Source organism: Desulfosarcina ovata subsp. ovata (assembly GCF_009689005.1).
Taxonomy (GTDB): domain Bacteria; phylum Desulfobacterota; class Desulfobacteria; order Desulfobacterales; family Desulfosarcinaceae; genus Desulfosarcina; species Desulfosarcina ovata.
This window is the reverse complement of record NZ_AP021879.1, coordinates 970,488-989,783: the sequence shown is the minus strand read 5'-3', so window position 1 is coordinate 989,783 and position 19,296 is coordinate 970,488. Positions and strand designations below refer to the sequence as shown.

At 50.1% G+C, this 19,296-nt stretch carries 26 protein-coding genes; 20 read left to right on the top strand and 6 right to left on the bottom strand.

Annotated features, from left to right (window positions below):
* Position 1: 1 nt before the first annotated feature.
* Together parC and parE are read right to left on the bottom strand one after the other, a co-directional pair.
* Positions 2 to 2,305, bottom strand: a complete 2,304-nt coding sequence (parC, locus tag GN112_RS04410; RefSeq protein ID WP_155309117.1) for a DNA topoisomerase IV subunit A — start codon at positions 2,303 to 2,305, stop codon at positions 2 to 4.
* A 159-nt stretch (positions 2,306 to 2,464) separates the two neighbouring features.
* Entirely contained in the window at positions 2,465 to 4,357 is a 1,893-nt protein-coding gene (gene parE, locus GN112_RS04405) for a DNA topoisomerase IV subunit B (protein WP_155309116.1), read from the bottom strand.
* Positions 4,358 to 4,999: 642 nt separating this feature from the next.
* Here parE and GN112_RS04400 point away from each other — a divergent pair.
* Positions 5,000 to 5,464 (top strand): hypothetical protein, encoded by a 465-nt coding sequence (locus tag GN112_RS04400; RefSeq protein WP_155309115.1) that lies wholly within the window; start codon positions 5,000 to 5,002, stop codon positions 5,462 to 5,464.
* A gap of 12 nt (positions 5,465 to 5,476) precedes the next feature.
* Here the strand turns inward: GN112_RS04400 and GN112_RS04395 are convergent, their stop codons facing one another.
* Entirely contained in the window at positions 5,477 to 5,926 is a 450-nt protein-coding gene (locus GN112_RS04395; RefSeq protein ID WP_155309114.1) for a response regulator, read from the bottom strand.
* A gap of 47 nt (positions 5,927 to 5,973) precedes the next feature.
* Entirely contained in the window at positions 5,974 to 7,329 is a 1,356-nt protein-coding gene (locus GN112_RS04390) for a sigma-54-dependent transcriptional regulator (RefSeq protein WP_155309113.1), read from the bottom strand.
* 379 nt (positions 7,330 to 7,708) lie between these two features.
* On the opposite strand from GN112_RS04390, the gene GN112_RS04385 reads away from it, so the two are divergent.
* The 7 genes from GN112_RS04385 to rfbC all read left to right on the top strand — a co-directional run bounded on the left by GN112_RS04385 (position 7,709) and on the right by rfbC (position 12,155).
* Positions 7,709 to 7,993, top strand: coding sequence for a ComEA family DNA-binding protein (locus GN112_RS04385; protein ID WP_155309112.1), 285 nt, complete (start codon positions 7,709 to 7,711; stop codon positions 7,991 to 7,993).
* 274 nt (positions 7,994 to 8,267) lie between these two features.
* A complete protein-coding gene (locus GN112_RS04380; RefSeq protein WP_155309111.1) occupies positions 8,268 to 8,849 on the top strand; it encodes a winged helix-turn-helix transcriptional regulator in 582 nt (193 codons plus the stop codon).
* Positions 8,850 to 8,888: 39 nt separating this feature from the next.
* Entirely contained in the window at positions 8,889 to 9,968 is a 1,080-nt protein-coding gene (gene rfbB, locus GN112_RS04375) for a dTDP-glucose 4,6-dehydratase (protein ID WP_155309110.1), read from the top strand.
* Positions 9,965 to 10,846, top strand: a complete 882-nt coding sequence (gene rfbA / locus GN112_RS04370) for a glucose-1-phosphate thymidylyltransferase RfbA (protein ID WP_155309109.1) — start codon at positions 9,965 to 9,967, stop codon at positions 10,844 to 10,846. Before rfbB ends, rfbA begins: the two co-directional genes overlap by 4 nt.
* Positions 10,847 to 10,922: 76 nt before the next feature.
* Positions 10,923 to 11,153, top strand: coding sequence for a type II toxin-antitoxin system Phd/YefM family antitoxin (locus GN112_RS04365; protein WP_155309108.1), 231 nt, complete (start codon positions 10,923 to 10,925; stop codon positions 11,151 to 11,153).
* 29 nt (positions 11,154 to 11,182) lie between these two features.
* Positions 11,183 to 11,581, top strand: a complete 399-nt coding sequence (locus GN112_RS04360; protein WP_155309107.1) for a type II toxin-antitoxin system VapC family toxin — start codon at positions 11,183 to 11,185, stop codon at positions 11,579 to 11,581.
* 13 nt (positions 11,582 to 11,594) lie between these two features.
* Positions 11,595 to 12,155: a dTDP-4-dehydrorhamnose 3,5-epimerase gene (gene rfbC / locus GN112_RS04355; RefSeq protein ID WP_155309106.1), complete on the top strand. Its 561-nt coding sequence runs from the start codon at positions 11,595 to 11,597 to the stop codon at positions 12,153 to 12,155.
* Positions 12,156 to 12,266: 111 nt separating this feature from the next.
* On the opposite strand, the gene GN112_RS04350 is transcribed toward rfbC, so the two are convergent.
* Both GN112_RS04350 and GN112_RS04345 read right to left on the bottom strand, forming a co-directional pair.
* Positions 12,267 to 12,602 (bottom strand): type II toxin-antitoxin system PemK/MazF family toxin, encoded by a 336-nt coding sequence (locus tag GN112_RS04350; protein ID WP_155309105.1) that lies wholly within the window; start codon positions 12,600 to 12,602, stop codon positions 12,267 to 12,269.
* The gene (locus GN112_RS04345) at positions 12,603 to 12,851 is read right to left on the bottom strand and encodes an AbrB/MazE/SpoVT family DNA-binding domain-containing protein (protein WP_155309104.1); all 249 of its coding nucleotides are present in this window, start codon (positions 12,849 to 12,851) and stop codon (positions 12,603 to 12,605) included. It lies immediately after the preceding gene.
* A 215-nt stretch (positions 12,852 to 13,066) separates the two neighbouring features.
* On the opposite strand from GN112_RS04345, the gene rfbD reads away from it, so the two are divergent.
* From rfbD to mntA (GN112_RS04285), 12 genes are all read left to right on the top strand, one after another.
* Positions 13,067 to 13,933 carry a dTDP-4-dehydrorhamnose reductase gene (gene rfbD, locus GN112_RS04340; protein ID WP_155309103.1) on the top strand — a complete coding sequence of 289 codons (867 nt, stop codon included), beginning with the start codon at positions 13,067 to 13,069 and terminating at the stop codon, positions 13,931 to 13,933.
* Positions 13,934 to 14,227: 294 nt separating this feature from the next.
* A complete protein-coding gene (locus tag GN112_RS04335; protein ID WP_155309102.1) occupies positions 14,228 to 14,515 on the top strand; it encodes a hypothetical protein in 288 nt (95 codons plus the stop codon).
* Positions 14,512 to 14,949, top strand: a complete 438-nt coding sequence (locus GN112_RS04330; protein ID WP_155309101.1) for a nucleotidyltransferase substrate binding protein — start codon at positions 14,512 to 14,514, stop codon at positions 14,947 to 14,949. The genes GN112_RS04335 and GN112_RS04330 overlap by 4 nt, the downstream gene beginning before the upstream one ends.
* Positions 14,946 to 15,260: a nucleotidyltransferase domain-containing protein gene (locus GN112_RS04325; RefSeq protein ID WP_231714057.1), complete on the top strand. Its 315-nt coding sequence runs from the start codon at positions 14,946 to 14,948 to the stop codon at positions 15,258 to 15,260. The genes GN112_RS04330 and GN112_RS04325 overlap by 4 nt, the downstream gene beginning before the upstream one ends.
* A gap of 148 nt (positions 15,261 to 15,408) precedes the next feature.
* Complete coding sequence (gene mntA, locus GN112_RS34785; RefSeq protein WP_155309100.1) at positions 15,409 to 15,834, top strand: type VII toxin-antitoxin system MntA family adenylyltransferase antitoxin; 426 nt, start codon at positions 15,409 to 15,411, stop codon at positions 15,832 to 15,834.
* Positions 15,824 to 16,240, top strand: coding sequence for a type VII toxin-antitoxin system HepT family RNase toxin (gene hepT / locus GN112_RS04315; protein WP_155309099.1), 417 nt, complete (start codon positions 15,824 to 15,826; stop codon positions 16,238 to 16,240). The genes mntA (GN112_RS34785) and hepT (GN112_RS04315) overlap by 11 nt, the downstream gene beginning before the upstream one ends.
* Before the next feature lie 114 nt (positions 16,241 to 16,354).
* Positions 16,355 to 16,642, top strand: a complete 288-nt coding sequence (locus GN112_RS04310) for a type II toxin-antitoxin system TacA family antitoxin (protein ID WP_155309098.1) — start codon at positions 16,355 to 16,357, stop codon at positions 16,640 to 16,642.
* On the top strand, positions 16,639 to 17,139 hold the full coding sequence (locus tag GN112_RS04305; protein ID WP_155309097.1) for a GNAT family N-acetyltransferase: 501 nt from the start codon (positions 16,639 to 16,641) through the stop codon (positions 17,137 to 17,139). Before GN112_RS04310 ends, GN112_RS04305 begins: the two co-directional genes overlap by 4 nt.
* A 209-nt stretch (positions 17,140 to 17,348) precedes the next feature.
* Positions 17,349 to 17,648 carry a type VII toxin-antitoxin system HepT family RNase toxin gene (gene hepT, locus GN112_RS04300; RefSeq protein ID WP_155309096.1) on the top strand — a complete coding sequence of 100 codons (300 nt, stop codon included), beginning with the start codon at positions 17,349 to 17,351 and terminating at the stop codon, positions 17,646 to 17,648.
* A gap of 166 nt (positions 17,649 to 17,814) precedes the next feature.
* Positions 17,815 to 18,237 carry a nucleotidyltransferase domain-containing protein gene (locus GN112_RS04295; protein WP_155309095.1) on the top strand — a complete coding sequence of 141 codons (423 nt, stop codon included), beginning with the start codon at positions 17,815 to 17,817 and terminating at the stop codon, positions 18,235 to 18,237.
* The gene (locus GN112_RS04290) at positions 18,234 to 18,653 is read left to right on the top strand and encodes a DUF86 domain-containing protein (protein WP_155309094.1); all 420 of its coding nucleotides are present in this window, start codon (positions 18,234 to 18,236) and stop codon (positions 18,651 to 18,653) included. The genes GN112_RS04295 and GN112_RS04290 overlap by 4 nt, the downstream gene beginning before the upstream one ends.
* A gap of 11 nt (positions 18,654 to 18,664) precedes the next feature.
* A complete protein-coding gene (gene mntA, locus GN112_RS04285; RefSeq protein ID WP_155309093.1) occupies positions 18,665 to 19,090 on the top strand; it encodes a type VII toxin-antitoxin system MntA family adenylyltransferase antitoxin in 426 nt (141 codons plus the stop codon).
* Positions 19,091 to 19,296: the final 206 nt, after the last annotated feature.

Sequence of the window (19,296 nt, the reverse complement as noted above, 5' to 3'; positions counted from 1 at the left end):
ATCAGTCGGATTGGCCGTCTACTGGGGGTGTTGCCGGCAGTGGCGCCTGGATCGGGGCCTCGCTCTCCAGCCGGTCCACATTCTGGAAACCGCGGGGTAGTTTCTTTCCCCTACGTCCCCGCTCACCCAGGTACTGGGAAAGATTGCCATGGGTCAGCTTGAAAAACCGCTTACCGGCATGAATCGTCAGCGTGCCCTCGGGTGGCACGAGATGCAGATGAACCAGCAGTTCTTCGCGGTCCCGGGCACGTTTGGCCGGAATCTGGATGATTTTGTTGCCTTTTCCTTTGGCGATGGCGGGCAGCTTGTCCAGGGGAAAGACCAGCATGCGACCCTCGCTGGTGACCGCGGCCAGCAGGTGGCCTTTGATGTCATCCAGCAGCAGCGGTGGCAGGGGGAGGGCCCCCCTGGGCAGGGTCAGTACGGCCTTGCCCTTGGTGTTGCGGGTTACCAGATCTTCGAAACTGGTGATGAACCCGTATCCGGCGTCGCTGGCCATGAGCAATTGCTGGTCGGGCGGAGCCATGATCACGCTGGTGAAGGTCGCCCCGCTGGGCAGCACGAAACGGCCGGTGAGGGGTTCCCCGTATCCCCTGGCCGAAGGCAGGGTGTGGGCGGAGAGGCTGAAGGAGCGACCGGTGGTGTCGAGAAAGACCACCGGCTGGTTGCTCCGGCCGCGGGCGGCATCCAGGTAGCGGTCGCCCGGTCGGTAGGTGGCTTCGCCGGGATCGATGTCGTGGCCCTTGGCCGCACGAACCCATCCGTTGGTTGACAGGATCACCGTCACCGGTTCCACCGGCGCCAGCTGCTCTTCGGTGATCGCCTGGGCCTCCTCCCGTTCCACAATGGCCGTGCGCCGCTCATCCCCGTGGGCCTTGGCATCGGCGCGCAGCTCTTTTTTTATCAGGGTTTTCATGCGGGCCGGCGATCCCAGGGTGGTCTCCAGAAATTGCCGCTCCTTGTTCAGATCCTCTTGCTCACCGCGGATTTTCATCTCCTCCAGGCGGGCCAGGTGGCGCAGCCTGAGCTGCAAGATCGCCTCGGCCTGGGCATCCGAGAGGCTGAAGCGTTCCATCAATACCGGTTTGGGGACGTCTTCGGTACGGATAATGCGGATCACTTCGTCAATATTCAGGTAGGCGATCAGCAACCCATCCAGGATGTGCAGCCGGTCTTTGACCTTGTCAAGACGGTATTGCAAACGATTCCGTACGGTTTCGGTTCGAAACGTGATCCATTCGGTGAGCATCTCGGCAAGATCTTTGACCCCGGGTTTGCGGTCCAGGCCGATCACGTTCAGGTTGATCCGGAAAGTTTTTTCCAACTCGGTGGTGGCGAACAGGTGGGCCATGAGGGCGTCTTTGTCCACCCGGTTGGAGCGGGGCACGATGACGAGGCGAATGGGGTCGTCCTGGTCGGATTCATCCCGCAGGTCGGCCACCATGGGCAGCTTCTTTTTGTTCATCTGGCCGGCGATCTGCTCCAGCACCTTGGCTGGCGAGACTTGGTGGGGCAGGGCGGTGATGACGATATCGCCGTTTTCCTGCTCGAAGGTGGCGCGCATGCGGATCACCCCCTTGCCGGTCCGGTAAATATTGGCGATTTCCGATTTCGGAGTGATGATCTCCGCGCCGCAGGGAAAGTCCGGCCCCTGGATATGCTCGCAAAGGTCGTCGACGGTGGCCTTGGGGGAGTCGATCAGATGGATGCAGGCAGCGACCACTTCACGCAGGTTATGGGGCGGAATGTCCGTGGCCATGCCCACGGCGATGCCGGTGGTGCCGTTGAGCAGGATGTTGGGCAGCCGTGCCGGCAGCACCCGTGGCTCCTTGAGGGTTCCGTCGAAATTGGGCACCCACTGGACCGTGCCCATGGCCACCTCGCTTAAAAGGACGTCGGCATAGGCCGACAGGCGCGCCTCGGTGTAGCGCATGGCGGCAAAGGATTTGGGGTCGTCCGGGGCGCCCCAGTTGCCCTGGCCGTCGACCAGAGGGTAGCGGTAGGAAAACGGCTGGGCCATGAGCACCATGGCTTCGTAACAGGCCGAATCCCCATGGGGATGGAATTTACCCAGCACGTCACCCACGGTGCGGGCGGATTTTTTGTATTTCGCGGCGGCTTTGAGGCCCAGTTCACTCATGGCGTAAACGATGCGCCGCTGAACCGGCTTGAGGCCATCCCCCACGTGGGGCAAGGCGCGGTCCATGATCACGTACATGGCGTAGTCGAGGTAGGCCTGCCGGGTAAACTGCTGCAGGGGCATGCGTTCGCTGCCCTCAATGCGGACGGGTGCATTGGTGCTCATATTTTTATCTACTTTCGACTTCTAATAAAATTCCCGATCCTTAGTGTTGAATGCGGATGGTTCGCGGGCATGGCCCGCTACGGAACACCAACGGGGGTAGAAGCGGGCCATGCCCGCGAAAGCCGATCACCAAAGTTATTTACATGCGATCATCATATTCTATTCAATTTCCGCCAGATCGCCGCTCTCCTCGATCCACTGGCGGCGGTCGGCGGCACGCTTTTTACCCAGCAGCATGTCCATGGTGGCGTAAGTCGCTTCGTCCTCCTCCATGGTCAGTCGCACCAGCCGGCGGGTATCCGGAGCCATGGTGGTTTCGCGCAGCTGCGCCGGGTTCATCTCCCCCAGTCCCTTGAAGCGCTGGACATTGATTTTGGTGTTGGGTTTCTTTTTTTGCATACGCCGCACAATAGCTGTTTTTTCCGCTTCGTCCAGGGCATAGTGAACCTCCCTGGCCATGTCGATACGATAGAGCGGGGGCATGGCCACGAAAACATGGCCGGCTTTCACCAGTGGGGGGAAGTGCTGCAAAAAGAGGGCACAGAGCAGGGTGGCAATGTGCAAACCGTCGGAATCGGCATCGGCGAGGATGCAGATTTTCCCGTAGCGCAGGCCGCTAAGCTGCTGTGCACCGGGGTCCACACCGATGGCCACGGCAATGTCGTGGACCTCCTTGGATCCTAGAATCTGGGTCGAATCCACTTCCCAGGTGTTGAGGATCTTGCCGCGCAGGGGCATGATCGCCTGGGTCTGGCGATCGCGGGCCTGTTTGGCCGACCCGCCGGCGGAATCGCCTTCCACCAGAAACAGTTCGGTCTGGTCGGGGTCCTGGCTGACGCAATCGGCCAGTTTTCCGGGCAGTGCGGGGCCGGCGGTGACTTTCTTGCGTTCAATTTTTTTCCCGGCCCTCAGGCGGTTACGGGCACTCTCCACGGCCATCTCGGCCAGCCGTTCGCCGGCCTCGGTGTGGTGGTTGAGCCAGAGGGCAAAGGCGTCTTTGACAACGCCGTTGACAAAGGCGGCGCACTGCCGCGAGGAGAGACGCTCCTTGGTCTGACCGGAAAACTGGGGCTCAGTCATCTTGGCCGACAGCACGTAAGAACATCGTTCCCAGATGTCGTCCGGGGCCAGCTTGATGCCCCGGGGAATCAGCTTGTGGAACTCGCAGAATTCGCGGATAGCGGCCAGCAGACCGGAACGGAAACCATTGACATGGGTGCCGCCCTGGGCGGTGGGAATCAGGTTGACGTAGCTTTCGGTGACCGACTCGCCGCCTTCGGGCTGCCACACCACGGCCCAGGCAACGGCCTCGCCTTCACCGTCCAGCCGGCCGACAAAGGGTTCCTCCGGGATCAGCTCACTTCCGGCCAGACTGCCGGCCAGGTATTCCTTGAGGCCGTCCTCATAGTACCAGGATTCCTTTTCACCACTGTTTTCATCAAGGAAAGTGACCGTCAGGCCCGGACAGAGCACCGCTTTGGCCCGCAGGGTGTGGCGCAGGCGGCGGGCGGAAAAACGCACCGAGTCGAAATATTTGGCATCCGGCCAGAAGCGGATAAACGTGCCGGTGTTACGCTGCCCCACCGTACCGATGACGGCCAGATCCTGCTGTTTGTGCCCGTCGGCAAACCAGATGAAGTTTTTTTTCCCGTCGCGCTTGATCTCCACTTCCAGTCGCGTTGACAGGGCATTGACCACCGATACCCCGACACCGTGCAGGCCACCGGAAAACTGGTAGTCTTTATCGGAGAATTTGGCTCCGGCATGAAGTTTCAGAAGGATCACCTCCACACCGGAGATGCCCTCCTCCGGGTGGATGTCCGTGGGCATGCCGCGACCGTCATCGGTCACGCTGAGCGAACCATCGGCGTGCAGAGTAACGTCGATGCGTTTGGCAAAGCCGGCGATGGCCTCGTCCACGCTATTGTCGATCACCTCCTGAGCCAGATGGTTGGGCCGTTGGGTGTCGGTATACATACCTGGCCGGCGCCTGACCGGGTCCAGGCCCTTGAGCACCTCCAGCGAGGCGGCATTGTAATCATGTTTGGACAAATCGTTATTGAAAAGCTGATCGGGTTTAATGGGACTGCCTCCGGATAAATCAAGATGGCATTATTGTTTTGACGGATCCATCATTCGTCGGGGTATGGCCGCGCTTGCGAAGCCCTAACGCGTTGGTCCATATGTAAAAGCCGACCATGCCCGCGATTGCCATGTTGACAGGGTCCGATTTTTACACGGTCTCTTTATGATGGATATCGGCTAAAAAATCAATGTGGTTGTCGATCATCAATCGCTTGGGATTCTATGGGACCGGACGTTTTTAGACGGTAAAATTGACCTGATGATAGGGCAAAATTTTCCTCGCCTGAAGTGTATATGGGACCGGCTGGATCGGGTAGCGGCAACAAAAACATTTTGCAGGGCATGGGATGTGTATTTTTTTGTTGGTGTAAATTGTATCTGCAAATGAACCAGATGAATTAAAATATGTATAGAATATAAGTAGTTGTAGATTTTTATGGCGAAACATCGGTAAGGTGTGCGGCTTTATCGTTGAATGTTTCCGTAAAGAATGTAACGATTCGGTTAAACAAATTGCATGAGTTAGCATGATGTTTGCTTAAGTGCTTTTCATCAGGCGTATCGCTTTTTGCCGGAAGTCCTTTGAGCAACAACGAACAGGAGTTTGTTATGGTAACCATTGATCCCGACAAGACCGTTATGAACATCGCGGATTTAAAAAAACGGGAAAATCAGACGGTACACGGGGAAAAAGAGTTTGGTTCGGTTTTTCAGGATGTGATCACGACCAGTGATGCCCAACCGCTTGTTTCGGAATCGGTTTCATCCCTTTCCGAGATTCGTCCAGCCCAGTTCAACGTTCAAACCGAAGCAGCTGAAACAGGAATCGTTGACCATGTTCAGCAATTGCTCGATACTATGGAAATTTATCAGCAACAATTGGGTTCACGATCAACCTCACTAAAAGAAATTGAACCGGTATTGGAAAAGATGGACTCTCAAAATGAGTCCCTTGCTGAAATGGCTGATGCGACTGGCGTTGACGATGATTTGAAAACAATCATCAATCAGTCCCTGACCCTTTCATCGATTGAGATCGCCAGATACAGAAGTGGCCAATATAATGACGAATAGGATAAATCCCGGTCAGAAATTGGCGATATTTTTTGCAAAGTCCGGATCGTTAAACAGCCTTTTGGCGAATTTTAAATATTTTTCGGCAATGGCACGAACGGCCAGTTGCAGCGCATAGGGTTTCACCGGTTTTTCCAGAAGATGATTGACATCCGAAGCCACACACATATTTACGATGTCGTCACTGGCATTTCCGGTGACGATGATGGCGTCGGAGTGAGCTGTGGGGAATTTTTCCTCGATGGTGTCGAGAAAATAGAACCCGCTGGCTCCCCTCAGGAAAACATCGACGACAAAAATGGCTACACCGATATCTCTATCCAAACAATAGGAGATTGCTTTCTCGGAGTCGGTAAACGAAATAACCCGTCCCCATGTATAGAAGCGCTCAATTGTAGCCGAAATCAGATCACATACATCCGGATCGTCATCAACAACGATGACGTCTAAACCATCATTCATTTTTATGCCTCTTCCATTAAAATAATTTATGAACAGTTAAAGACTCATCAATTCTGAACGTCGGCAATGTTGTACTTGGCCATTTTACGATAAACGGTCGTCGCGTTGATGCCCAATAGCTTTGCCGCTTCGACCTTGTTACCGCCAACCTTTCCCAGTGCCTGCAAAATCACTTTTTTCTCGATTTCTCTCAAATTGAAATTTTTATCGGTTGAAAGGTTACCTGGAGCCTGATTGACAATCTCGTTGGGTAGGTCCTCGACATTGAGCGTTTCCCTGACGCCCAGGGCAAAAGCTCTTTGGATGACATTTTCAAGTTGGCGCACATTTCCGGGCCAGTGGTATCCCATGAGTTTGCCCATCGCTGCCGGGCTGACTTTTGGTCCTGAGGCCTGAGAGGTACTGTATTTGGCAATGAAATGGTTGACCAGAAGCGGTATGTCCTCGCGGATGTCCCTTAAGGGCGGCATGGTGATGGATATTACATTCAGCCGGTAATATAGGTCTTCTCTGAATGTTTGTTTCTTTAACGCTTCGTCAAGTTTTTTATTTGTCGCAGCAATGACGCGGACATCGATGTCCGTTTCCCGGGTATCACCAAGGCGCCTTACCTTTTTTTCCTGCAGCACCCGCAGCAGGGTGACTTGAACCGCCTGTGACACTTCTGCTATTTCGTCCAAAAAAATGGTTCCCCCGTCAGCGGCCTGAAAGAGACCGACGGTATCTTTTAATGCGCCGGTAAACGCACCTTTGACATGGCCGAAAAGCTCTCTTTCCAGCAGACTTTCGGCAATGGCGCCACAGTTGACGGGAATAAATGGGCCTTGATGTCGATCGCTGTTGTTGTGAATAATGTTGGCGGTCAGTCCTTTGCCGGTACCACTTTCTCCCTCGATCAGCACAGTTGGACTGCCGGTACTGATTTTATCTATGATTTCATATATATCCTGCATCTTTGGTGACATGCCCACCAGTTCGTCATATTTGTATCGTTCTTTGAGGTGATTGCGAATTCGTTGGTTCTCTTCTTTCAGATCCTGTTTCTCGATGATCCTTTCGATGAGAATCCGAAACCGGTCAAAATTAATCGGTTTTTGAAGAAAGTCGTAACTTCCGAGTTTCATGGCTTCAATGGCAGATTCGATGGTGCCATAGCCGGAAACCACAATCACTTCCGTATCTGGAGAGATGGCTTTGATCCGTTTGAGGAGGTCCATGCCGCTGATCTCGGGCATGATCAAATCGGTAAAAACGACACTGAAATGATGCTCACGAACCATTTCAATCGCCTTGAGTCCGTTTGATTCCGTTGTTACATCGAAACCACTGCGACTCAAAAACTGTTGGACGATGGAGAGAATTTGCTCATCATCATCGACAAAAAGGACTTTGTAATTTTTCATACGGTTGTTTGATGAATCGCTCACGATTGTATACGGCCACTAAACGCAAAACGGGGCGTTTCGAAAAAAAACGGGTCATTCAAATGATGGAAAAAGCAGGTAATTATATTAAAATTCGCACTTTTATATATGTCATAAACTTCAAAAAAAAGTCAAGCAAGAGCTCGGTTGGGGCTGAATATTTTTTGTTAATGGTTTGGCATCAAACCTGCTTTATGCACTTTCCAAAATTTCAGCGGAATCAGACTGCATTGATATTCATCTCCGGCAACACCTTGTTATCGATCTGAACAGACCTCCTGATCCAACAATTGTCACCACAAATGATTTGCCATGAGAGGCATGGCAAATTTGTTCAACCCAAATCCATGGAGGTCTTATGAAAAAGAACCCGACCCAGAAAAAACTTTTTCAAGCGGTGTGTATTGCTCTGCTGATCGTTTTCACCGGCGCATATTGTGCGGTGGCGATGGAACGTATCAACATCAATACCGCCACGACGGAACAATTGATTCAGCTGGATCGCGTGGGCGCCAAATATGCTCAGCGGATTGTTGAATATCGCGACAAAAACGGTCCTTTTGAGAAACCCGAAGATATCATGAATGTCAAGGGGATCGGCATGAAAACTTGGGAAGCCAACAAAGATCGTATTACCGTCTGATTGATGCCAGACTGCCCCGGTGTCTGAAATATTGTAACAGAACCGGGGCAGCCTACAAAATACCAATCGATTCAGCCACATCAATGCCTCCACGGCACCGTAACCCCTTCCAATTTAAGGCTTGACCTTCAGGTCGTTTTATGTTCAATAGCTGAACGCCTGCTTTCCTGAATTCAATCTGCACTGTTTTTCTCCAGGCAGCCCCATCGGTTCCACGCTTTTTCTTAAAAAAATTGTAACCTACCCGGCGGAGCTATACCCAAACGACGTCGAAATGGAAATAAACCGGTTAAAGACACTGTCCATGCTGGAGATGATCGCTGAGGATGAGCCACGCTCCCAGCGAGAATTTTCTGATTCGCTCAATGTTTCGCTCGGATTGGTCAACGCGGTGATCAAGCGATTGGTGAACAAGGGGTATTGCAAGGTCAAAACCCTTTCCAGGAATCGACTCAAGTATATCTTGACACCTGCTGGCGCCACTGAAAAAACGAGACTCGTTTACGAATACATCACCAGCTCTTATCAGTCCTATAAAGCGGCCTGCACACGCCTGCAGAGCGTTTACGACAACCTTGAAGCCGAAGGCATCCGTCGTGTTCTTTTTTATGGCGCCGGGGAGTTCTGTGACATTGCATTCATGGCATTGAACGTCACCCGTCTTGAGATTGTCGGGGTGGTCGATCCGTTAAAGGCGGGAGAACAATATGCCAATCAGATCGTCAAGCCGGTTTCGAAGCTTCCTCATCTCGATTTTGATGTTCTGCTGGTTACCATGCCGGAAGATCCCGAACGTGTGAGAGTGTCGATAGAGAAGATGGGGTTGCCTTCGGATAAAATCCGATTTTTTGATTAATTCGTATTGAACGAGCATATGATCAATCGGAATGAAAAGATGGAAAAACAAAGAACAATTATTGTTACCGGAGGCGCCGGCTTTATCGGCTCCAATTTCGTTCACTTCTGGCTCGAAAAAACAAATCAGACAGTCGTCAATCTTGACAAGCTGACCTATGCCGGAAATCTGGACAACCTGAAGCGATGGGCCAATCATCCCCGGCATATTTTCGTAAACGGAGATATCGCTGATCGGCAAGTCGTTTCAAATCTGCTCAAGGACCATCACCCATGGGCCATCGTCAACTTTGCTGCCGAGAGCCACGTGGACCGGTCCATTTCAGCGCCCGACGATTTTATTCAAACCAACGTGGTGGGCACCTTCAACCTGCTCCGGGAATCCTACGCATATTGGAATGCTTTGGAACCGGACGCAAAAGAAGCTTTTCGTTTTTTGCACGTTTCCACGGACGAAGTATACGGATCGCTCGAAAAAGATGACCCGGCGTTCAGCGAAACCACCCCTTATGCGCCCAACAGTCCCTATTCGGCATCCAAAGCATCTTCCGATCATCTGGTACGCGCCTACCACCACACCTATGGGCTGCCCACCCTGACCACCAACTGCTCCAATAATTACGGGCCTTATCAATTTCCAGAAAAACTGATTCCGCTGGTCATCCACAACGCACTGCAGCGCAAGCCCATTCCGATTTATGGCGACGGCATGAACGTTCGTGACTGGCTTTATGTGGAAGACCATTGCGCAGCCATCGGGGTTGTTCTGGATAGTGGGCGTGTCGGCCAAGTTTATAACATCGGCGGGAACAACGAGATTACCAACCGCGACATCGTCAACACCATCTGTCGCATCCTGGATGATTGGCTGCCAGGGCAAAAGGACTTTACCCATGCATCGCTGATCGAGTTTGTTACTGATCGTCCCGGACACGATCGCCGATATGCCATTGATGCCTCGAAAATTAAAAATGAACTTGGCTGGGATCCCCAGGAGAGCTTTGCAACCGGCATTGCAAGAACCATCCGCTGGTACCTGGACAACGCCGCGTGGGTGGAAAATGTCACCAGCGGGGCCTATCAGAGGTGGGTCAAACTGAACTACGAGGAGAGGGGATGAACCGAAAGGGAATTGTTCTTGCCGGCGGCAGCGGTACGCGCTTGTACCCCATTACCATCGCCATTTCCAAACAACTGCTGCCGATCTACGACAAACCGATGATCTACTATCCGCTGACCACGCTCATGCTGGCCGGGATCAAGGATATCCTGATTATATCGACGCCTCAGGATACCCCCCGGTTTGAGCAGCTGTTGGGCGATGGCGGCCAGTGGGGGATCAATATCAGCTATGCGGTTCAGCCCAGCCCGGATGGACTTGCCCAGGCCTTTATTATAGGCAGTGATTTTATCGGTACCGATCCCAGTGCATTGGTGCTGGGGGACAATATCTTCCACGGGCATGACCTGGCGATAAAACTTGCTACCGCCAATCGGAAAACGGAAATCTCAACGGTTTTTGCCTATCAGGTGACCGACCCACAGCGATACGGTGTGGTGCAGTTTGATAAAAACGGCAAAGTGGTTGGAATCGAAGAAAAGCCAGAACAGCCCAAATCTGATTTTGCCGTTACCGGGCTCTATTTTTATGATGATCAGGTTGTTGAGATTGCGCGCGATATCAAGCCATCGGCCAGAGGAGAACTGGAAATCACCGATGTCAATCGGCGTTACCTGGAGATGGAAAAACTGGAAGTGGCGCTGATGGGACGGGGGTATGCTTGGCTGGATACCGGGACCCACTCATCCCTTCTGGAAGCGTCACGGTTTGTCGAAATCTTAGAGCGACGGCAGGGGCTCAAGGTTGCCTGCCCTGAAGAGATCGCCTGGCGGCTGGGATACATTACCGATGAAAAGCTCGAAACCATCGGTTTTTCCATGGCAAAAAATGGCTATGGTCAGTACCTGCTCAAACTGTTAAGCAAAAAAACGGATTAGAAACTTGACTTAGTCGACGACTTAGTTCATTATATATTCACTAATTATAGTGGCTTTAGACGGTAAGGAAAAAGACATGCTAACAATAAATACCCATGAGGCAAAAACGCAGCTATCGCGTTTATTGGTCCGGGTAAGCAATGGCGAGGAGATCATCATTGCCAAATCTGGCAAAGCGGTTGCAAAGTTAGTCCCGATTAAGCGCCACACGATTAAACGTAAATCCGGTATCGATAAGGGCAAGGGCTGGATCGCCGATGATTTTGACTCCCCACTGCCCGAAGAACTGCAAGCCTATTTTGAATAGTCTGGAGGGTATTCAAATAAAGGTGCGTCATGGCAAGTAAAAGGGGCTATCTGATCGATACGCATTGCTGGCTGTGGTGGCATATTGAACCAAGCAAACTTAGCCGCAAGGTCATCGAGCTCGTCGAGGACGGGAGCACAACCATTTTTTTTTCAGTGGTCAGTGCATGGGAAATTGTCATCAAATATAGGTTGCAAAAGTTGAGACTCCCCTTGAATCCCTACGAATACATCCCAAAGCGTTTGGAGATAAGTTACATGGATGTGCTGCCAGTCCAACTCGAACATACGTTGCAGGTTGAAAACCTGCCGGACCATCATAAGGATCCTTTTGACCGGCTGCTGATTGCCCAAGCAATTTCAGAAAAATTGAACCTTATTTCCAGCGATTGTCAAATGTCATCTTACGATGTTGAGATCGTCTGGTGATCGATTGTTTGCGATGAAAATTATCCGAACCCGTATTCCTGATGTCTTTACCCTTGAACCGAAAGTGTTTGGTGACAATCGCGGCTTTTTTTTTGAAAGCTACAATGAGAAAGTATTTAAATCATTGACTGGCAACGATCCAGCGTTTGTTCAGGACAATCATTCCAAATCAAAAAAAAATGTCTTACGCGGCCTTCACTATCAGATCAGGCAACCCCAGGGGAAACTGGTCCGCGTGATTTGTGGGGATGTATTTGATGTGGCGGTGGACATCCGCCGGTCGTCACCGACTTTCGGGAAATGGGTCGGAGAATATCTCACTGCTGAAAACAAAAAACAATTATGGGTCCCGCCAGGATTCGCCCATGGTTTTCTGGTCCTGAGCGATGTGGCCGAATTTTTGTACAAAACAACTGATTATTACGCTCCTGAATTCGAACGCTGTATCCGCTGGAACGACCCCGACTTGAGCATTCAATGGCCAATCAACGACGCCCCCCTGGTTTCCGAAAAGGATGCAGGCGGGGTTTTATTCAGGGACGCCGAGGTGTTCACATACATTCAAAATTTATAATTCATCATTAAGAATTGGTTTTGGGCGAAGCCCACACAATTTGTTGTCCCTCTCTGTGCGCTCTGCGACTTTGCGAGAGATTATCTCTTCATCTGGAATGCGGGGTGCCAGCTAATAGATGCAGGCATCCAGTATGGACAGCACCTCGGACAGCAATTCATCATTGCCATGCTCGATTCGTTTAGCTCGACGAGCGCGGAAATCAACAGATTTAACCTGCTCAACCATAATAAAACCTGTCAGCTTGCTGTTTCGCGGAATAGCGACATGAAAGGGGAAACCACAATCCGTGTTCGTAACCGGGCAGACTATGGCCAAACCAGTGCTTCGATTAAACAGGTCTTTGCTGACAACCAAGGCCGGGCGACGACCCTTCTGCTCATGACCGGATGGGGGATCAAATGAGATTGCGATGATGTCCCCTTGTTTCGGGACATAAGCAGTCATTTACCAGGCCTCCTTACCCATCGGCTCACCCCAGTTGGCTTCACCGGGCTGGTAATTTTCAGGAATCCGTGCGACAAGATCTTCAAGCCTGTGCTTACCACGAATCTTTTGGGTCGGTGTAACGATCATAATACCGTCTTTGACACGGATATCCACCTCGTCACCAACGCCTAGTTTTGCATCTGCAAGTAGATTCTTAGCAAGGCGAAGGCCTTGGCTATTGCCCCATTTCTGAATTTTTGCAAGCATTTGATCATCTCCTTGTGTATCCGAAGTATATACATCATATGCAAAGCAGTAAAGAGTTGTTTTAAGGCAAGGACAGATATATGTCGAATATCGAAAATAGAATTCCGCTTCAGCGGCAGCAACAATGAGAACCAGTTTTCTTTGTTGTCCCTCTCTGAGGACTCTGCGACTCTGCGAGAGATTATCTTTTCATCAAACGCAGGAAATGAAATAGCATGAACATTCTTATTATCGGCGGAAACGGACAGTTGGGCCAAACGCTTTCCCGGACCGCTCCGGATCATATCGACTTCAAATCACTCGATTTGCCTGAATTCGACATTACGAATTCGGAAAACGTTGCAACGGTGGTTGGTAAAGAAAAACCGGATGTGATCATCAATGCGTCCGCATATACCGCCGTGGATAAGGCGGAGGAAGAGCCCGAACTTGCTTTCGCAGTCAACGCCACCGGTCCGGGAAACCTGGCTGTGGCGGCAAAAAACACCGGCAGCCGCCTGATTCACATATCCACGGATTATGTGTTCGACGGCACGGCCTGCACCCCCTACCAACCCGACGCACCTTGTACTCCGCTTGGCGTGTATGGGCGTACCAAGCGGCAGGGTGAAATCAATGTTCAGGAAGCCCTCGATGATTATGTAATCATCCGGACCTCATGGCTTTACAGCCAGTATGGCAATAATTTCGTTCTGACGATGCTTCGATTAATGCAGGAGCGGGAAGAACTCAAGGTCGTCTGTGACCAGGTCGGGAGTCCCACATGGGCGTCCACCCTGGCCATGGCAATCTGGGCCGTTATAGAAAAACCAAACTTGAACGGTATTTATCATTGGTCGGATGCGGGTGTGGCCAGTTGGTATGATTTTACGGTGGCCATTCAGGAAGAAGCATACCATCTCGGTCTTTTGAACAAGCCAATCCCCATCTCGCCGATAAGAAGCGATGCCTTTCCAACACCTGCCAAACGCCCGTCTTATAGTGTTCTTGATTGCATGCAATCTTGGCATGAATTTGAAGCCAACCCGATGCATTGGCGAACAGCTTTGAAGGAAATGTTATCCTCCATTAGCCGTCGTTAGGATTGGCTTTTAACGAGACGCATGAAAGCATCCGTATCCACGCATTCCCCTTCATTGCAGGCTACAAGACATTGAAAAATGGCTTTTTTCGTTCCACTCTGTGGGCGCTGCGGCTCCGTGTAAGACTGTTTCTCGCAATTTCGCAAGAAATGTCCTTGTGCCAGGTAAAAAACTGCATGATATTTTCCTTGGTATGGGTAAAAAAGAAAGAAGGTTTTTCTCTACGATAACGGATTTGCCACGGCCTTGCACTATTCCTTTTCCGAGGATCGAGGCAAGCACTTGGAGAACCTTGTGTTCAGGCATATTCGTGAGAAAACCGAGGAAATCTATTTTGCCCGCAACGGTTGGGAATGCGACTTTACCGTTTTCCAGGCGGGTCGTCCAGCAACATTGGTCCAGGTCACCCAACATCTGGGTCGTGATAACCTTGACCGGGAACTCAAGGGGCTAACCTCCGGCAAGCAATTCATCGGCAACGCCGATGGACTGCTGTTGGTTGATACCGCTGATCGGGATTTGAACATCCCTGGGTGGATTCAGCTTCGAACCGTCAAACAGTGGTTGCTGGGGTGGGAATGAAGATTGTGAAGGTCGATGAAAAAAAAGATATCCGCTGGATTCAGCGATTGGCGAATTTCCAGAAGGCTTTCGCTCAATTGACCAAGTTCATTGAGAAGGGGCAATTGTCCGAACTCGAAGAGCAAGGCCTCATCAAGGCGTTTGAATATACATTTGAACTGGCCTGGACGACGATGAAGGATTTTCTCGAATATCGCGGGCAAACCGATATCTACGGCTCAAGAGATGCCATACGGAAAGCGTTTCAACTGAATTTGATCGAGGATGGGGAAACCTGGATGGACATGCTTGCCAGCCGAAACCGGACATCGCATACCTATAACCGGGAAACCGCCGAAGAGATATGTGAAGCGATCAAAAAAAATTACTTTGTACTTTTTAAGAAGCTGGAAAAAAAATTAAACCGATTAAAAGCGGAGCCCGATCAAACTTGACTCACATTCAAACCGGGCTCAGCACGGCATGCGTCGATAAGATCATCCGAATATTTGAGCGATATGACGATATTGAAACGGTCGTCCTGTATGGTTCCCGTGCCAAAGGGAATTACAAACTGGGATCCGATATCGATCTGACGTTAAAAGGAAAGGGCCTCAATCTATCCATCCTCAATAAAATCAGTCTTGAACTGGATGATCTGCTGCTGCCTTACACCTTTGACCTTTCTTTATACGACCATATCAAGCAACCGGACTTGATCGATCATATCCAGCGGGTGGGTAAGGTGTTCTATACAAAGGCATGATCCGATTTCAGGCATCTGGATGCCGGACTCCTTGCGATAAAAAGAATTTTGGCGGCACTCTGCCGCGTCAGGTCGACAACGCACTTGCAGCTATTAAAGCAAACATCCCCGTCCCCATGTCCCTCAGCGGATATCTCAGGATAATCGTATGTCGCTGAATGTGTTGTTGAATTCACAATTGCAGAAGGAACTTATTGAAGAGATCTGCTCCACTGTCCACAGTTGTGTGGCGATTTATCGCTTTGGCTCATGGGGCACGGCTGCTCAGAGAAAAGGGAGCGATATAGACATTGCCGTCTTGGCTGCATCGCCGCTTGATCCGGTTGGTCGTTGGGATCTTGCCCAGAAGTTGGCATCAATAGCTGGTCGGGATGTTGACCTGGTCGATTTGCTGAGGGCTTCAACGGTTTTACGTATGCAGGTGGTGGCGTATGGTGAGCGGCTTCATTGTGTTGATGCCGAAGCGGCTGAACGTTTTGAAGATAACGTATTTTCCAGCTATGCCAAGCTCAATGAGGAGCGCCGCTTGATTCTTGAGGATGTGAATAGGCGAGGGAGTGTGTATGACCAGTGATGTTTTACTGAATAAAGTTGCCATCATTGAGCGGTGCCTGTCTCGCATCGAGGAGGAATACCGTGGACACGAGCAGGAGTTGGATAACAACTATACTCGACAGGATTCCATTATTCTCAATTTGCAACGGGCCTGTGAAGCATCGATTGACGCTGCCATGCATCTCGTCCGGGTGCGTAAATTGGGGGTGCCGCAGGAATCCAGAGACGCTTTCGATATGCTTGGCGAAGCTGACCTGTTGAAACCGGTATTGCGTGATCGCCTCAAGTCGATGGTCGGATTCCGCAATGTTGCTGTACACGGCTATCGCAAACTGAACATTGAAATTGTTCGTACCATTGTTGAAACACGCCTTGGTGATTTCCGCGAGTTGGCCAAAGTGGTATTGCAGGAAGGGCATGAGTGACAGCCATTGTGGAAATTGTGCTTCCAGACTGCTCATGTATGTTTGACATAGGCACCGTTTAGACGTACGATATGAAGAATGTGAACTACACCAAGTCCGCTGAAAGACCTGAATATGGACACGATAGCATCCGATAAAAAAGAACGTATCAACCTTCGTCTGAAAAGCAATGCAAAACACCTCATTGAACGTGCAGCGGGTCTCGAGGGGGTGACAATCAGCCATTTCATACTGTCCAGCGCATTGGAACGTGCAGGGAAAACCGTCCGGTCCCATGAAAAAATGATATTAAACGCAAAAAATTCCAAAGCATTTTTGGATGCCCTGGACGCTCCGATCCATTTTAACAGCAGGTTGTCAATAGCGTTGGAAGAACATGACAAACGCGTTGTCAGCAAGTGACGGGTTTACCAAACCTCGTTGTTGAACCGCTCAACACCGTCCATGACAGGTCTGGCTTTTGCTGCAATGTCGAGTCGCTGGATAGGTACTTCAAAAGGCAGGCAAATCAGGATGTCAAACGTCGCATCAGTCGCGTATTTGTAGCGACGCTGCCGGATGAACCAATAAAAGTCGTGGGGTATTACACGCTAAGTTCCTTATCCCTTGAGTTGCAGTACCTACCCGAAAAACTTGCCCGAAAGTTGCCGAACTATTCGGCTCCCGCAGCATTGATCGGCAGGCTGGCGGTCAGCGAACCCTTCCAAGGCCATGGAATCGGCGCCATGCTGCTCGCCGACGCAATCAAGCGAACGTTGTCCGTCAGTGATCAAATTGCAATTTATGCCCTGGTTGCCGATGCTATCGATGATGATGTCGTCCGCTTTTATCAAAAATTCGGATTCATGCGGTTAAGCAACAGCAGCCGAAGACTGTTTTTGCCATTGAAGTCCCTATAATAATCAATGTCATTAGACGATTGGCGGAAAAGAATATACCCGGATGCGCAGGATTTTCATTCGTATTCAAGGCGGGCTTTTTTACGCATAGTGGGGCTATGTGTGGAAAAGCCCAACGCAGAAGACGGATGAAAAGACAAGCAGGCGGGTATATTCTTTGACAGAAATCGCCTAAGTCCAGGTCGCCTGCCCAACACGGTGAGTTGTGTATGACCAGTGATGTTTTACTGAATAAAATTGCCATCATTGAGCGGTGCCTGTCTCGAATCGAGGAGGAATACTGTGGACATGAGCAGGAGCTGGATAGCAACTATACTCGGCAGGATTCCATTATTCTCAATTTGCAACGGGCCTGTGAAGCATCGATTGACGCTGCCATGCATCTTGTCCGGGTGTGTAAATTGGGGGTGCCGCAGGAATCCAGAGACGCTTTCGATATGCTTGGCAAAGATAGCCTGTTGAAACCGCAATATTCCGAGATGAACAACTGGATGCAGACGTTGAATTGATGTGGCAGCAGGAGGTTCAAAAGCGAATCACCGATTCCGGTAACGCCCGTTTCATTCCATGGAAAGAGGCTAAGTCGAGACTGAAAAACCACACAATTTGTTGTTCCTCTCTGTGGGCGCTGAGGCTCCCCGAGAGATTATCTTTTCTTTTACAAGAAAAAATGACATGGACGTCACATCGATATCGTTAAATCATCAACAAGTCATCGATGCCTTGGTTCAAGTGCTTGATAAAGATAAGCGGGTGACCTTCGCCTATCTTTACGGATCTATTGCTATCGAAGGCAGCGGCCATGATGTAGATGTTGCCGTTTATCCAAGAAGCGGGATTGATGACGCATCACTGTGTATCGATCTGAGAATCGAACTGCACAAAAAGATAGGTATCGCTCCAGAATCATTCGACATTCAAAACATTTCCGGGATCATTGAAAAAGGTGACATACTCGCCTTGCTGTATTTGAGAAATGTATTGGAAAAAGGTATGATCCTGGTCAACAAGGAAAAAGTGGTTCACGCGGATTTTCTGGAACGCTACGGCAGGAAGTTTCGGGCCTGTGAAAGCTTGATGAAGGAGTTGCTGACATGAAGATCGACCCGATCCGCATCACCGGTTACCTGACTGAGATCCGGCGTAACAGCACTGCGTTGCAGGAATTAATAGAGAAGAATGAATTGTATCCAGATTCGATTCCTTTAAAAGCGGCAAAATATATTCTGATTGAACTTGCCGAAGCAATTTCCAACACTATTCAGCATATTCTTGCTAAGCAAAAAGGAATTCCAGTTTCTGGATATATCGATACGATTGTCAAAGCACACGATCATGCTTTGATTTCAGAAGATTTGTTTCAAAAGCTAAAACCTTTTTTCGATTTTAGAAACAGCTTGATTCACCGTTACTGGATCATCGATGACCAGAAGCTGATCGAAAACATTAAAAAAGGGAAAAAGGATTTTGATCAATTTATTGATGAAATCGAATCATACACAAATCCAAAGTGATCGGCAGCCGAGTGAAAGCGGAACATATCAAAAACAAAATCATCGCAATGGCACCGGAAATATTTTCAGAATTTAAGGTGCTCTTTGCGTATCTATACGGAAGTGTTGCTTTGGGACAGCACCATCGTTTCAGCGATCTTGATATCGGAGTGTATACCCAGAAACGTTCTCTTTCAGCGTCTCGAAAACTGGAATTGGATCTTTCGTTGGCGATAGACGATAAGCTGGTTAACGCCCTCGAAAGCGATGTCCGGATTATGAATGCGTTGCCGCTTGCCATCGCCGGAGAAATCGTCACCGAAGGCATCCTGATCTACTGCCAGGATGAAGATCAGCGGATTGCATATGAAACGAAAATTCGGATGGCCTACTTTGATTTCTATCCGATGATTCGATCTTACCAAAAGACCTATATGGAACAAATCCAAATGTATTAAAAGAGAAGAAAATAAATGCATTTTTGAATGGACTCATACAATGGTATCTACCGAGAAAATATCCCGTAAATTCATTCAACTCGAAGAATATTTGGAATTGTTGAAGGAGATCGGGCAGCGACCTGCCAACGTCTTTGTCGCCGATAAGATCCTGATTGGCAGTGCGAAATACTATCGACAGGATTGGATTTTAACGAAACGAACGA